We start from the raw sequence: 14,222 nt of genomic DNA, 5'->3' as shown, positions 1-14,222 counted from the left end.
ATTTATTAAACAGTAATTGCTTTGATCGGCTCACGCCATCGCTGACTGCTCGGTCGAGCAGCGGCGCCGGCCCATGAGCCTGTGCGTGCAACAGCAGACTCATCTGACCGTTATCGCCGAAGGGAAGGGGCGGTATCGCAGTGCTCAACAATAAAAACACAGGCGTTTTTCTTAACGATTCTGCCGGCACACTCACACCCTGAGGTCAGAACCACCATGAACAAGCACATCGGCACCCTGGCGCGTTGGCGCGTGCAGATCTTCGCTATTACCTGGCTCGCGTACGCCGCGTTCTACTTCACCCGCAAAGCCTTTTCGGTGGCCAAACTGGGCATCGCCGAAGACCCTGATTTCACCCTCGACAAAATGGCCATGGCCAACCTCGACGCGATCTATCTGGCGGCGTATGCCCTCGGACAGTTCACCTGGGGCATGCTCGCCGATCGCTTTGGCCCGCGAGTCGTAGTGCTTGGCGGTTTGCTGATATCCGCCGCTGCGGCGCTGGTGATGGGCAGTTTCGCTACATTGCCGATCTTCGCCACGTGCATGTTGATTCAAGGTCTGGCGCAGTCCACTGGCTGGTCGGGGCTGTGTAAAAACCTTGGCAGCTTCTTCCCGTCAGAGCAGCGCGGGCGCGTGCTCGGCTTGTGGAGTTCCTGTTACGCGTTTGGTGGTCTGATCGCCTCGCCGTTCGCCGGCTGGTGGGCCTACACGCTGGTCGGCACCTGGCACGCGGCATTCATTTCCAGCGCGGCGGTGGTCGCGGTGGTGGCCGTGCTGTTCTTTATCTTCCAGCGCAACAAACCGGAAGACGTCGGCTTGCCGGCGGTGGAGCCCGAGCCGGAACTGACCGCCGAGGAAACCGCAGCCAACAGCAAACTCAGCGTGTGGGAGCCGTTAAAGGAAATCCTGCGCAACCGTACGGTGCTGGTGCTGGGCCTGGCGTATTTCCTGTTGAAACCGGCGCGCTACGCAATTCTGTTGTGGGGGCCAGTGATTGTTTTCGAGCAGATGCCCAGTGTCGGCAAGGTTGGCGCGGCGATCATTCCCACCGCGTTTGAACTGGCTGGATTGCTCGGGCCGATCATGATCGGCCTGGCCTCGGACAAACTCTTCGGCGCCCGACGCATGCCGGCCTGCGTGCTGAGCCTGTTGGCGCTGACCGTGACGCTGGCGCTGTTCATGGCTGCGCTGAACACCGGCAGCGTGTTGCTGGTTGTCGCGTTGCTGTTCGTCATGGGCCTGACGTTGTACGGCCCGGACTCGATGATCAGCGGCGCGGCCGCCATCGATTTCGGCAAGGCCAAGGCCGGTGCCACCGCCGCCGGTTTCGTCAACGGCTGCGGCTCCGTTGGCGCAGTGCTCGGCGGTTTGCTGCCGGGCTACTTCGACTCGGTGACGGTGTTCATCGTCTTCGCCGGATGCGCGCTGTTCTCGGCGCTGGTGCTGATTCCGCACTGGAACAGTCGGCCGGTCGGCGTGATGGAGCCGCGCGCGGCGATCCCCAACTGCCCGCTGAGCGTCAAACCGCTGCGTTCCTGAAACCCTTCGCCCCGTGGCCTGCTGCGCGGTGCGCGGCAGGCTGCGTCGTGGCTTTCTGACTGGAGATTTCCCATGCGACCGTTCTGGCTCGAGCAAGCCTTGCAGGCCGACCCATCCGAGCAGTGTCCACCGCTGCAAGGCGAGGTGCGCACCGATGTGTGCATCGTTGGCGGTGGTTACACCGGATTGTGGACGGCGATCATGCTCAAGCAGCAAAACCCCGAGCTGGAGGTGTTGCTGATCGAAGCTGACATCTGCGGTGCCGGCGCCAGTGGCCGTAACGGTGGTTGCGCACTGTCATGGTCGGCCAAGTATTTCACCCTGGAACGCTTGTTCGGCGTCGACGAGGCGGTGCGTCTGGTCAAGGAATCCGAGCGCAGCATCCATGCGATCGGCGAGTTCTGCGAGCAGTACGGCGTCGATGCCGATTACCGCCTCGACGGCACGCTGTACACCGCGACCAATCGCGCCCAGGTCGGCGCAACTGACGCGGTGATCGCGGCGCTGGAGCGTAACGGCATCAACTCGTTCAGCCAGCGACCGCTCGCCGATGTGCAGCGCATGGCTGGTTCAGCAAAACACCTGGAGGGCTGGTTTTCCCCGGCGGCTGCCAGCGTGCAACCGGGCAAACTGGTGCGCGGCCTGCGCCGGGTGGCGCTGCAATCGGGCGTGAAGATCCATGAAGGCACGGCGATGACCGGGCTGGAAGAGGGCCGCCCGGCACGCATACACACACCCAGCGGCAAGGTCATCGCCGACCGGGTGGTGCTGGCGATGAATGCGTGGATGGCCCGCGCGTTTCCTCAGTTCGAGCGCAGTGTGGCGATCGTTTCCAGTGACATGCTGATCACCGAACCGCGCCCGGACCTGTTGCAGCAAATCGGTTTGACCAGCGGCGTCAGCGTCCTCGATTCGCGGATTTTCGTGCATTACTACCACAACACCCCGGACGGCCGGATCATGCTCGGCAAGGGCGGCAACACCTTCGCCTATGGCGGGCGGATGCTGCCGGTGTTCGATCAGCCGTCGCCTTATGCCGGCTTGCTCAAGCGCAGTCTCGCGGATTTTTTCCCGGCGTTCGCCGAGGTCAAAATCGACGCGACGTGGAACGGCCCGTCGGATCGTTCGGTGACCGGTTTACCGTTTTTCGGCCAGATGAGCGGGGCGGGCAATGTGTTTTACGGCTTCGGTTATTCCGGCAGCGGCGTCGGCCCGTGTCACATGGGCGGGCAGATTCTCGCCGCGCTGGTGCAAGGCCTGGATAACCCGTGGACCCGCTCGCCGCTGCTCAACGGGCCGCTGGGTTATTTCCCGCCGGAACCCATCCGCTACCTCGGCTCGTTGATGGTGCGCAACGCCATCCGCCGCAAGGAGCGCGCCGAAGATCACGGGCACCGGCCTCGGCATCTGGACGTGCGCCTGGCCAGGTTCGCGGCGGCGGCGGGCAAGGCGGACAAAGGCTGAGGCGCCGATCAATGCTCGGCGCGGTGGCTCAGCCAGTCGAGCAACAGGCTGTCGCGCACGGGCTCTGATTCGCGCTCCGGCGGCTGGCGTGCGTGGCTGAGGCACAGGATCGGTCGGTCCGGATCGCTGTCGAGGAAACTCACCCACACTTCACTGCCGGCGCGCGGTAATTGATCGACGGCGACGGGGCCGCTGAGCCGGCTCATGGCGATCGGCAGCCACAGGGCGTCGCTGGCGGATTTATCCGCAGACGGCCACAGGCTTACAGCGAGGCAGCCGTTTTCGTCCACTTGCGCAGGTTGCCCAGGCGCACCCGCCACTTTCGCCAAGTGATAACCGGCAATATTCGGGCGAGCTTGTTTGAGTGGCGGACGGAAGTCGGTCGACCAGGGCTGCGCAGTGAAGTCGTTGTGATAACGCTGAACGCTTGGCGCCGGATCAAGGATCGAAGGGTGCTGCCCGTGGTGGCGCACCGCGCTGATCAGCCATTGTTCGTTGAAATGATGAATCGGGTGGTCGGCCACAAGCAGCAGTCGGCCACTGAGCAAATCGCTGCAATCACTGCGCCCGTGAATGGAGCGCAACTGGCAGCGTTGGCGTTGCAGATGACGTCGACTGCGTTGTTCGGCGTGCAGACGTTCCGGCGATCGCGCGGGCATCGGCAACTCGGTCGAGACCTCGTTGGCGGCTTCGGCATTGCCGGTTGGCTGACCGCGATTGCGCACCGCATGCAGCATCGGTACAGGCGCCGCGCGATGCTGTTGATAGAGCGCGCTGACGCAGGGCGACGGTGGTTGCTCATCAGCACTGAAAGGGATTTCGACCGGTTCCTGCGGCAGGCTCAGGCTGTCGTCAGCGAACACCACGACGTGTCCGTCCGGCCCATGTTCGAAGTGATAGTGGATGCCTTCTTCTTCGCATAGCCGCTGCGCCAGTGCCAGATCGCTTTCTTCGTACTGAATGCAAAACGCCCTTGCAGGGTAGTGACCGACGCTCATTTCAATGCGGTAGCTGTGCGCTGGCAGGGCATGTTCTTCGAGCAGTTGTTGAATGATCTGCGGCACACTCAGGTGAGTAAACACGCGGCGCTTATGCGTTTGCGCCAGTTGTTGCAGATGCGGCACCAGAATCAGTCGATAGCCGACCCGATGCGTCCCGCGATGTTCGCAGCTGGCGCTGGAAATGACGCCGTGGAATCCGTGCTGCTCACTGAGCCGCAAAAAGGCTGGCCTGTGCAGGAAGGATCCCGGGACGATGGCCGGGGCCAGTCCGAGCAGTTCGATGTCGAAACGGTAAGGCTGGTTCAGCGCTTCCTCGCCGCGAAAACGCACCACCGGCAGGCGCAATCCGCTGTCGGTCAGCGTAAGGGTGAAGGGACTTTCCTTGTCATTGAGCATTCGAGCAGGCCCTGTCAGGCGATACGGGGTTTCAAGGGTACGAAACCGTCGGGCTGAATGGTCATGTCAAAGGCGCTTTTCAGAATCCCCCTACATGCTTTGGTGAAGATGTCGATTCCGTCGGCTATTTTTTTGGTCGATTGCCGACTTTAGGCCGTATAAACTTGCCGCCACGCGTCGGCCAATAGATGTCTCGGCGCCACAGATCAAGAGAGTGAGTAATGGGCGCACAGTGGAAGGTTAAACACAAAGAAGCGGCAGCCAACGCCAAAGGGAAGATCTTCGGCAAACTGGTGAAGGAAATCACCATTGCTGCGCGCAACGGTGCCGATACCGCCACCAACGCACACCTGCGTCTGGTGGTCGAACAGGCGAAAAAAGCCTCGATGCCAAAAGAAACCCTCGATCGCGCGATCAAGAAAGGCGCCGGTCTGCTGGGTGAAACCGTGCAATACCATCGCGTGACCTACGAAGGCTTCGCGCCGCATCAGGTGCCGTTGATCGTCGAATGCGTCACCGACAACATCAACCGCACCGTCGCGGAAATTCGTGTGGCGTTCCGCAAGGGCCAGTTGGGCGCTTCGGGTTCGGTGGCGTGGATGTTCAACCACGTCGGCATGATCGAAGCCGCGCCGGACAGCCCGGAAGCCGATCCGGAAATGGCTGCGATCGAAGCCGGTGCCCAGGATTTCGAGCCGGGCGAAGAGGGCGCGACGCTGTTCCTCACCGACCCGACCGACCTCGACGCTGTGCAGAAAGCCCTGCCGGAACAAGGTTTCACCGTATTGTCGGCGAAACTCGGCTACCAGCCGAAGAATCCGGTCAGCGGCTTGAGCGACGAGCAGATGGCTGAAGTCGAGGCGTTCCTCGAAGGCCTCGACAACCATGATGACGTGCAGGACATGTTTGTTGGTCTGGCTGGCTGATCCGTCGCGCCAGTAATGACCTCTTCTCGAGCAGGCTGGCTCCCACATTTGCAATGCATTCCAATGTGGGAGCCAGCCTGCTCGCGAATGACCGCGCAGCGGTCACAGATTCTCCAGCATCTCGATGACTTCACTGAACCCCGGCCGCCCCAGCACATCCGCCTGACAGCAACGTCGTTCCAGCGCCTCCAGGTGCGCGCGCCGCTCCGTACTCAATCCTGAGTCGACACGCTCCAGCAACTCCCCCAACAACACACCGAACGCACGGACTTCCAGGCGCTGCAATGCGCGCGTCTGCACGTCATCGCGGGTGGCATGAAACGACGCCGCGCCGAAATCCCCCAGCAGACAATCGCCCTGATCGTTCAACAGAATGTTGTGGCCATACAGATCGCCGTGGGTAATGCCTTGGTGGTGCAGGTGCTCGGCCGCTGACGCGATGCCTTTGGCGACGCGCAGGGCAACCTCCGCCGTGAACCGGCAGTCCTCGGCATAAACATCCCGCGAGCACGAGGCCAGGCTCGGCAAGCCGGCGAGATTGCCGAAGCTCGGATCAATCAGTTGCATCACCAGCCCCTGCTGTTGATCGGGGTGGCCGCTGATGCGGCCCTCGACGCGGATCAGGTTGGGGTGCAAACCGGCGGTGGTGCAGGCGTTCATCTCATGCAACGGCGAGCCGTCGCTGGTCATCTCGCCTTTGTACAGCTTCACCGCAACCGCCTGCGCCGTGCCATCGTCACGCTGCCAGACTGCCCGGGAAATCACCCCGGAAGCGCCTTCGCCCAGTTGCTGCTCCAGACGTAGCGCCGACCAGTCGATCAGCGGCGTGGCCTCAAGGGCAGCGGCATCGGCTTCGGTTTCCAGCGGATTGCCGGCATAGGCCAGCCAGGTCAGGCTCGGCAAGGTCAGCAGCCATTGCGGCAGCTCGTTGAGCTGGTTGGCGGCGATGCGCAGCAATTCCAGCCGATGGCAGTGACGCAGGGAGTCTGGCAGCGATTGCAGGCGATTGCCGGCGAGCATGAGCTTCTGCAAAGCGCGGCGTTCACCCAGTTCTTTCGGCAGGTTCTCGATGCGGTTATCGGTGAGGATCAGCCAGCGCAGCTGCGGCGGCAGAGCGTCACCAGGGACATTGACGATGCGGTTGGCCTTGAAGCCGACCATGGTCAGCGCGGTGCACTGGCCGAGGCAGGCCGGCAGCTCGGTGAACTGGTTGTCGGAGCAGAACAGCACGCGCAGGCGGGTCAGGCGATGCAGGTCATCGGGCAGGCTGCTCAGCGCGTTGCCGCTGAGGTTGAGCACTTCCAGCGTGTCGGCCAGTTGGAAAATTTCGCGGGGGAATTCGGTCAGCCCGCAGGACAGGTCGAGGCGGGTAATGCCTGACAGCTCGCCGGCGCGCAGTTGAGCAAGGGTGTGCATGTCTGGTTTCGCTATTGATCGGTGGAGCGACGCGGGGGCGCGGGAATGGGCGACATGATAGCGGTAAAGCGGATGCTGAACGGATTTTGAGTTGTCCCGGGACCTTGTGGGAGCGAGCCTGCTCGCGAAAGCGCTGTATCAGTTAAATGAACTCTGACTGACATACCGCTTTCGCGAGCAGGCTCGCTCCCACAGGGCTCGCTCTCACAGGGTAGGGTGTCAGTTGGGTTCGTGAATTTCCTGCAACTGACCCAACCGGCTGCGCGTGCGCGCCAGGTCAATGGCGTGACCTTCCAGGCTCTGGCCTAGCGGCAGTTGGCCGAGCAGGGTCAGGTGCTTGTCCTGATCGTAGAGCACGTCGATCAGATTGATGAAGCGCTGTTGCACGGCGATCGGACACTCGCCGAGCGGCGGCAGGTCATCGATGATCCACTGGTCGAAACGCTGGCACAGTTGCAGATAATCCATCACTGCCGTTGGCTGTTCACACAGGTCGTTGAAGGTGAACGCGACTCGCCGGCCTTGGCAAAAACGGGCCTGAAGCTGGCGCTTGCCAACCTCGAGGGCAAGGGCAGGCGCGTCGGCTGGTGGCAGGTCCAGGGCCTGGCGCTGGGCTGTTGTAGCCGGCCAGACGTAATGTCCTTGGGTAAACACTTGATGCGAATGCTGGCGGTTGAGCGTGCGGTAGTCGTGGTCGCCGCCGACTTCCATCACCTGCATGCGCGTGTTGATCAGCTCGATCACCGGTTTGAAGCGTGCGTGATACAGCGGGTTGGGCAGCAGGCCCTCGGGTGCATAGTTGGAGGTCACCAGCAGCATGATCCGCCGTTTGAACAGGGCCTTGAACAAACGCGTGATCAGCATCGCGTCGCCGATGTCGTGCACATGAAATTCGTCGAAACACAGCACCTGGCAATCTTCCAGCAACTCATCCAGGGTGATTTCCAGCGCGTCTTCCTGCAGGCGGTGACGGAACATGCCGTCGTGCAGCCGGGCAAAAAACTGATGGAAGTGCAGGCGACGTTTGCGCGGGATCGGCAGTGCCTGGAAAAAACCGTCGAGCAACCAGCTCTTGCCGCGCCCGACGGCTCCGTACAGGTACAGACTCGGCGGTGTGTGGCCGCTGTCGCCCAGCAGTACGCTGGCCTGCTGCGCCATGCAGTCGATGACGTGCTGCTGACTGCGGCTAAGGGTGTAGCCCTGGCTTTTGGCTTTGTCGCGGAAATAATCGCGGATGGTCGCGGCATGAGCATCGTGCCCGGCGCTGACGGGCAGGCTTTTGCCGAACAGGCGGCGCAACAACGGCCAGCGTTGGCTCAGTCGTGATCGTTTCGGCGTTCGGGCGGGCACGCGGGAAAGGCTCCTGTTTGATTGGGCGGGCTCCACCGGGAGCGCGGTGGCCCAAGTGTAACCAGAGCTCAGGCGTCGGCTCCATGAAATATGTGCACGGTCCCCTGTAGGAGCTGACGAGTGCAACGAGGCTGCGATCTTTTGATCTTGGTTGCCGCCAACAGATCGCAGCCTCGTTGCACTCATCAGCTCCTACCAGAGGCGGATTTCAGAACGGTGGCGATTGCTTGAGCAACTCTGCTGCCGGCGAGTCGGTCGGGCTGACCACCGCATAGTTGTAGCCCGGCCCTGACCAGTAATCGGCCTGCAGATCGCCATCGCTGCGCGAACCGCGCGGCAGCAGGGTGTTTTTCGGCCCCGGTGGACGCAGGTAGAAACTGACCTTGTGACCGCTGCGATCCTCATACATCACCATCGCTGCCGCGCCTTCATCGGTGCTGAGCAAACGCCCGCTGACTGGCTCGAATCCGGCAGCTTTCAAGTCCGGCAAGCGTCCGGCACCACTGAAGTAGCGGTCGAGCCAACGCTGCATGTCGCCGTCGCTGTCGACCTTGTAATCGGCGGGCAGTACGCCTTGCTGGGCGATCAGGCGATAGGCTTGCAACGCGTCAGTCATCGGCAATTGCGCAGGGCGCGCCAAGGTCATTTCCCGTGCCTGCCAGCCACTGAAACCACCAATGCTCACGGCAATCAGCAGCACCGCCGCGCTGGCCAGGTGCCGACGGGACTGCTGGCGGCGGCGCTGGCGAATCATCATCGGGTCAAGCGCCGGATTGGCCGGTTGCTGCAACGCGCCACTCAGCGCTGCGCGCAGCTGCTGGGCGTCGCGTTGCCAGGCGCGCACCTGTGCCGCTTCTTCAGGGTGACTGGCCAGCCAGGTCTCGAGCACGCGCCGATCGGCGTCGCTGAGCTGGTGGTCGACATAGGCGTGCAAATCACGTTCGCTGGGAGGCAGGCTGATCATTTGAGTATCCGCAAGGAAGGGCTGCTGATTTCGCCGTCGCTGAGTTGGCGCAAGGCCTGGCGGGCGCGGGACAGGCGCGACATCACGGTGCCGATCGGGGCGCCGAGGATCTCGGCGACCTCTTTATAGGACAGGCCTTCCACCGAGACCATCAGCAGCAAAGCGCGCTGTTCGGTGGGCAGGCGTTCGAAGGCTTGCAGGGTCGACTGGGCAATCACCGTGCGTTCCACAGACGGCTCGGCATCGTCGCGACCGGTGAAAAATTCCAGCATCCGCGCATAGCGCCGCGAACGACGGTGCGCATCGAGAAATTGCCGATAGAGGATCGCGAACAGCCAGGCGCGCACGTCGCCGTCAGCGCGTTTTTCGCCCCACGCCGAGAGTGCCCGCTCGAGGCTGGCCTGGACCAGATCGTCAGCGCTGCTGCTGTTGCGCGTCAACGACACGGCGAAGCGGCGCAATCTGGGAATGATTTCTCTCAACTGTTCGTCGAATTCGCTCATGAATGTCTGCTGGTCGCTACGCTGTGGACTAGGAAGACGCCCGTCAGCGCAGGTTATTCCCCGTGCGCAAAAATAAATACCGCGCCGTGGAATAAACCCGGACGGGGTGCGTCTTGCTGACTCTTTCCACTTGTGGCCGATGGCCTGGAGATATTCATGGTTGATCGCTCGTCCCCAAACGCTGCACCGCCCGGCAGGCCGCCGCGCGAGCCACTGAGCGCCGCGAGCCTGGTTTTACGTCTGGGCGGCATTGCCGTGATTGTCGCTGCCGTGGCCGGGGCGTTTGCCTACGTGCATGGCAATCTTGACCCACAACGATTGACGCCAAAAGCGTTGGTCGATGTGCTGGAAAAGAACAACGGCGTGCATCCCGGCTTTCGTCGCAATCACGCCAAGGGTGTCTGCGTGATCGGCCATTTCGAAAGCAGCGGCGAGGCGCGCGCGTTCTCCACGGCACAGGTGTTCAACCTGCCACAGACACCGGTGGTGGGGCGTTTCGCCTTGCCGGCCGGCAATCCCTACGCGCCGGACAGCGCCGTACCGATCCGCAGCCTGGCGCTGCGCTTCACCCAGGCGAACGGTCAGCAATGGCGCACCGGGATGAACAGCATGCCGGTGTTTCCGGTGGGCACGCCCGAAGCGTTCTACCAATTGCAGCAGGCGCAGTCGCCGGATCCAGCCACCGGCAAGCCAGACCCGACGAAGGTGCCGGCGTTTTTTGCCGCACATCCGGAAGCCGTGCCGTTTCTGACGTGGGTGAAGACCGCCAAGCCTTCGGCCAGCTACGCCACCGAAACCTATAACAGCATCAATGCGTTCTATCTGGTCGATGGCAACGGTAAAAAACAGGCCGTACGCTGGAGCATGACGCCGCTGGCGCAGGACGCGGCGGGTGCCACGGCTCCTGAAGGCGCGGACTTTCTCGAGAAGGATCTGGTGCAACGCCTGGCCGCCGCACCCTTGCGCTTTCAGTTGAACATCACCCTGGCCAACGCCGGTGACCCGGTGAACGATGCCAGCAAGACCTGGCCCGCAGATCGCAAAGTGCTGAACGCCGGAACCCTGGTGCTGGAGAAGACCCAGCCGCAACTCAGTGGCGAGTGCCGTGACATCAACTACGACCCGCTGGTGCTGCCGGCCGGGATTCAAGGCTCGGAAGATCCACTGCTGGCCGCGCGTTCTGCCGGCTATGCCGATTCCTACCTGCGTCGCACCAGCGAAGTCAGCCAGTTGCCCGCCGCCAAACAGGAGGCTCGTCCATGAACAAGCAACCGACGCATTTCGTTTTGCTGGCGCGCCTGCTGCACTGGCTGATGGCGCTGATGATCATCGCCATGCTGTTTATCGGCGCGGGCATGGTCACTTCGGTGTCGTCTCGCCATGAATGGCTGATTCATCTGCACAAGCCGCTGGGCATCGCGATTCTGGCGCTGGTGATCGTGCGCCTGCTGGTGCGCTTCACCACCCGCCAACCGCCGCTGCCGGATGATCTGCCGGGCTGGCAGGTGCTGGCAGCCAAGGCTTCCCACGTCTTGTTGTATGCGTTGATGCTGGTGTTGCCGTTGCTCGGCTGGGCGATGATCAGTGCCTCGGGCGAGCCGGTGATGCTCTCGGCGTCGCTGCATCTGCCGCCAATTGTGCCGGCCGACGCGCAACTGTTTGCGTTGCTGCGCAAGTCCCATGGCTATTTGGCGTATCTGCTGTTTCTGACAGTGCTGCTGCACCTGGCGGCGGCGCTGTTCCATGGCTGGGTGCGTCGTGACGAAGTGCTCGACAGCATGTTGCGCGGGCGCGATCGCGGCTGACCCTATAACGCAAAAGATCGCAGGCCGGCTGCGATCTTTTGTTGTTGCAGGGAAGGGGATCAGCGCAGGGTGTCGACCATGTCGGCGAGGGTGGTCAACACGTCTTTACCCAGTTGCTTGGAACGTTTGCCCGACCAGCCGGTGATCTTGTCCGGGTGGTCGTCGTGGTCCTTGAACGGCATCTCCAGGGTCAGCGACAGGCAGTCGTATTTCTGTCCGACGCTGTTGCAGGCCAGGGTCATGTTGGCCTGTCCCGGTTCGTCGCGGGTGTAGCCATAGGTGGTCTGGAAGTCTTTGGTGGTGTCCTTCAAGTGGCTGCGGAAATGCTCTTCAAGCTTTTCGATGCGCGGCGTAAAACCAGGATTGCCTTCACAGCCGGCGGTGAAAACGTGAGGTATGGTTTCGTCGCCGTGTACGTCGATAAACGCATCGACGCCATACTTTTGCATCTGCTGCTGAACGAATAGCACTTCCGGGCTGATGTCCTGGCTGGCGTTCTGCCAGGCCCGGTTCAAGTCCTGCCCCATGGCGTTGGTGCGCAGGTGGCCGTGGAACGCGCCGTCCGGGTTCATGTTCGGCACCAGATACAGATCGGCGCTGGCCAGCAGTTTGTTCAATACCGGATCATCCTGGCGCTCCAGACGCTCGATCACACCTTCCATGAACCATTCAGCCATGTGCTCGCCCGGATGCTGCTGGGCGATGATCCAGATTTTGCGCTGGCCTTCGGCACCGGTGCCTTTGCGCAGCAGCTGAATGTCGCGGCCCTCGACACTTTTGCCGGTCGCCAGCAATTCGGTGCCAGCCTTGCTTAGCGCTTGCTCGATCAACCAGTCGTGGCGGCCGCGGCTGTAGGGTTCGAAGTAGGCGAACCAGGCGTGGGTCTGTTCGGCTTCGAGGCAGAAGCGCAGGCTGTCGCCTTCGAAGCTGGTGGGGATGCGGAACCAGTTGACGTGATCATACGACGCCACCGCTTGATAGCCCGGCCAGCCTTTGCTGTAGGTCGATTGGCTGGCGTTGACCAGGCGAAACCAGTGTTCCTGGTGCACATGCAGGCCGCTGGCCTTGAAGTGGAACCACTGAAAATGAGCGCTGCGGGTGTCCGGGCGGATGGCCAGGACGGGACTGAGCGGGTTGCTGATATCGATGACTTGGATATTGCCGCTGTCGAAATTGGCGCTGATGTCGAACGAAGATTTGGCCACGGTCATGGTCGGTTCCTGATCAGGATTTTTATGACCGGTACTTTACACGCAGGCAGGGCTGAAACCGAGGGGAATCGCGGGTGTAGCGGGGGGCGTCTTCCGTGACGCGCCAGCAGCTTAGAGGCTATGCGATTGATTCTCAAGTGCTGATTGCCATTAGTTTCGCCCAATGTGGCTGGGCTCGGCTTGCCAATCAATATTCTTTTGATATTATCCGCGCCATCGAATTTGCAGCACCCAAAGACTTCATTAGCCTGAAGACACAAGCCCGAAAAACGGGCAAAAAAAGACCCGGCAAAAAGCCGGGTCAAAAACCGTGATTAGCCTGATGAGGAGATAGTCCAGAAGACCGACCTAAGGTCTCTGGTCCATCGACTGATCTCGCGACCAGCTGCTTGCAATAATAATCATTATCATTTGCAAGTCAAATGTTTTTATCTGCGCGATGGGAAAATTCTTTCCTGTCCGCCCGTACCTTGTCCGCCGTGACTTCGTCGTTGTCGATCGAATGGTCGACCATCGCCCGCGCCATATCCACCATGTGCACCACCGAAAAGGCCAGATCGCGACTGGTGCCTTGCAGGTTTTCTGCGGCCTTGAACGCGGTGGCGGCTGCACATCGCAACAAGTCCGAGGCGTGCACCAGTGCTTCCTCGCCGCTGAGATGGCCTTTGACATTGAAAAAACGTTCGTCCGTCTCGGATTTCGAAACAGTCGGTTTCAAGTAATAGTCCAGCGCGCGCTGTGCGGCGGCATTGCCTTGAGGGGAGGTGAAGCTGGTGTCGATTTGCAGATCGGGCAGGTCTTTGCTGCTGATGTTCATCATGAAACGTCACTCCATGTTCGATTGAAAGTCCGTTCCTCTAGGATAGTACCGCCTGTATTTGTGACTAGGATTTAAATACTACAATATGTGTTTTGCCGGTCGAAGACGTCCGCGTAAGGTGCGGCACATGGATAAATGGATTGAGTTGGTCAAGGCCAAGATGAGTGAACTCAAAGTCACTCAAACAGAGCTCGGAGAGCGCGTCGGCATGTCCCAGGGCGGGATCGGTCATTGGCTGAACAAGCGTCGCGAACCCGGTGTTACCGAAATGAACCGCGTGCTCAAGGCGCTGGGAATGGACTTCCTTGAAGTCGTTCTGGTGATCCGCGAACCGCAGCCGACGCCGGAAGACGAGATGCCGCTGGCGCAGAAGTACAACCCGTACTTCCGTTATCCGGTCTGCGATTGGCGTGCACCGTGCGAAGTGCGTGACACTGCGGCGAGCTATCCCGGAGCATCAGCGAAGCAGCGCTTCGAACTGACGGATTACCACGCTCGCGGCGGTGCGGCGTTCTGGCTGACGGTGACGGGGGATTCGATGACCGCGCCGAGCGGCCAGAGCGTTGCCGAGGGCATGCTGATTCTGGTCGATCCGGAGTTGGAGGCAGTGCCTGGCAAACTGGTGATCGCCCAGTGGCCGGACAGCGAAGAGGCGATTTTCCGCAAACTCGACGAACAGGCCGGCCAGCGTTACCTGGTGCCGCTCAATCCAACCTGGCCGAAAACCCTGCTCACCGATGAATGCCGGATCATCGGCGTGGTGGTTCAGGCAACGGCGCGTTACTGAACGGATCGATCCTCGCGCAAGGCCAGGATCGACCCTT

14 protein-coding genes are annotated in these 14,222 nt (G+C 61.4%); 7 read left to right on the top strand and 7 right to left on the bottom strand.

Going from position 1 to position 14,222, the window contains the following annotated elements:
- Window positions 1-216 precede the first annotated feature (216 nt).
- Together AB4O45_RS03430 and AB4O45_RS03425 are read left to right on the top strand one after the other, a co-directional pair.
- Entirely contained in the window at window positions 217-1,542 is a 1,326-nt protein-coding gene (locus tag AB4O45_RS03430; RefSeq protein ID WP_431078079.1) for an MFS transporter, read from the top strand.
- 72 nt (window positions 1,543-1,614) lie between these two features.
- Complete coding sequence (locus tag AB4O45_RS03425; protein WP_460161070.1) at window positions 1,615-3,006, top strand: FAD-dependent oxidoreductase; 1,392 nt, start codon at window positions 1,615-1,617, stop codon at window positions 3,004-3,006.
- Window positions 3,007-3,014: 8 nt separating this feature from the next.
- Here the strand turns inward: AB4O45_RS03425 and AB4O45_RS03420 are convergent, their stop codons facing one another.
- Window positions 3,015-4,403, bottom strand: coding sequence for a type VI secretion system Vgr family protein (locus AB4O45_RS03420; RefSeq protein ID WP_353188614.1), 1,389 nt, complete (start codon window positions 4,401-4,403; stop codon window positions 3,015-3,017).
- Window positions 4,404-4,624: 221 nt separating this feature from the next.
- Between AB4O45_RS03420 and AB4O45_RS03415 the strand changes: the two genes are divergently transcribed.
- On the top strand, window positions 4,625-5,329 hold the full coding sequence (locus AB4O45_RS03415) for a YebC/PmpR family DNA-binding transcriptional regulator (RefSeq protein WP_252882301.1): 705 nt from the start codon (window positions 4,625-4,627) through the stop codon (window positions 5,327-5,329).
- Between the two features lie 102 nt (window positions 5,330-5,431).
- On the opposite strand, the gene AB4O45_RS03410 is transcribed toward AB4O45_RS03415, so the two are convergent.
- The 4 genes from AB4O45_RS03410 to AB4O45_RS03395 all read right to left on the bottom strand — a co-directional run bounded on the left by AB4O45_RS03410 (window position 5,432) and on the right by AB4O45_RS03395 (window position 9,562).
- Window positions 5,432-6,745, bottom strand: coding sequence for a leucine-rich repeat-containing protein kinase family protein (locus AB4O45_RS03410; RefSeq protein ID WP_460161069.1), 1,314 nt, complete (start codon window positions 6,743-6,745; stop codon window positions 5,432-5,434).
- Between the two features lie 219 nt (window positions 6,746-6,964).
- Entirely contained in the window at window positions 6,965-8,095 is a 1,131-nt protein-coding gene (zapE, locus tag AB4O45_RS03405) for a cell division protein ZapE (RefSeq protein WP_460161068.1), read from the bottom strand.
- Window positions 8,096-8,303: 208 nt separating this feature from the next.
- Window positions 8,304-9,059: an anti-sigma factor family protein gene (locus AB4O45_RS03400; protein WP_095182095.1), complete on the bottom strand. Its 756-nt coding sequence runs from the start codon at window positions 9,057-9,059 to the stop codon at window positions 8,304-8,306.
- The gene (locus AB4O45_RS03395; RefSeq protein ID WP_056788806.1) at window positions 9,056-9,562 is read right to left on the bottom strand and encodes an RNA polymerase sigma factor; all 507 of its coding nucleotides are present in this window, start codon (window positions 9,560-9,562) and stop codon (window positions 9,056-9,058) included. Before AB4O45_RS03395 ends, AB4O45_RS03400 begins: the two co-directional genes overlap by 4 nt.
- Before the next feature lie 156 nt (window positions 9,563-9,718).
- On the opposite strand from AB4O45_RS03395, the gene AB4O45_RS03390 reads away from it, so the two are divergent.
- Window positions 9,719-10,825 (top strand): catalase family peroxidase, encoded by a 1,107-nt coding sequence (locus tag AB4O45_RS03390; RefSeq protein WP_252886443.1) that lies wholly within the window; start codon window positions 9,719-9,721, stop codon window positions 10,823-10,825.
- Window positions 10,822-11,367: a cytochrome b gene (locus tag AB4O45_RS03385; RefSeq protein ID WP_129999585.1), complete on the top strand. Its 546-nt coding sequence runs from the start codon at window positions 10,822-10,824 to the stop codon at window positions 11,365-11,367. The genes AB4O45_RS03390 and AB4O45_RS03385 overlap by 4 nt, the downstream gene beginning before the upstream one ends.
- A 59-nt stretch (window positions 11,368-11,426) precedes the next feature.
- Here the strand turns inward: AB4O45_RS03385 and AB4O45_RS03380 are convergent, their stop codons facing one another.
- Window positions 11,427-12,578 carry a M14 family metallopeptidase gene (locus AB4O45_RS03380; RefSeq protein ID WP_460161067.1) on the bottom strand — a complete coding sequence of 384 codons (1,152 nt, stop codon included), beginning with the start codon at window positions 12,576-12,578 and terminating at the stop codon, window positions 11,427-11,429.
- 95 nt (window positions 12,579-12,673) lie between these two features.
- Here AB4O45_RS03380 and AB4O45_RS03375 point away from each other — a divergent pair, with 95 nt between their 5' ends.
- Window positions 12,674-12,892: a hypothetical protein gene (locus AB4O45_RS03375; protein WP_143979101.1), complete on the top strand. Its 219-nt coding sequence runs from the start codon at window positions 12,674-12,676 to the stop codon at window positions 12,890-12,892.
- A gap of 104 nt (window positions 12,893-12,996) precedes the next feature.
- Here the strand turns inward: AB4O45_RS03375 and AB4O45_RS03370 are convergent, their stop codons facing one another.
- Entirely contained in the window at window positions 12,997-13,395 is a 399-nt protein-coding gene (locus AB4O45_RS03370) for a DUF6124 family protein (protein ID WP_315436107.1), read from the bottom strand.
- Window positions 13,396-13,525: 130 nt separating this feature from the next.
- Between AB4O45_RS03370 and AB4O45_RS03365 the strand changes: the two genes are divergently transcribed.
- A complete protein-coding gene (locus AB4O45_RS03365) occupies window positions 13,526-14,185 on the top strand; it encodes a LexA family protein (RefSeq protein WP_071172928.1) in 660 nt (219 codons plus the stop codon).
- Window positions 14,186-14,222 lie beyond the last annotated feature (37 nt).

The sequence above is a fragment of the Pseudomonas sp. S2_B10 genome, from assembly GCF_054668425.1.
The sequence above is the reverse complement of the archived record's forward strand: the minus strand, read 5'-3'. Positions and strand labels throughout refer to the sequence as shown.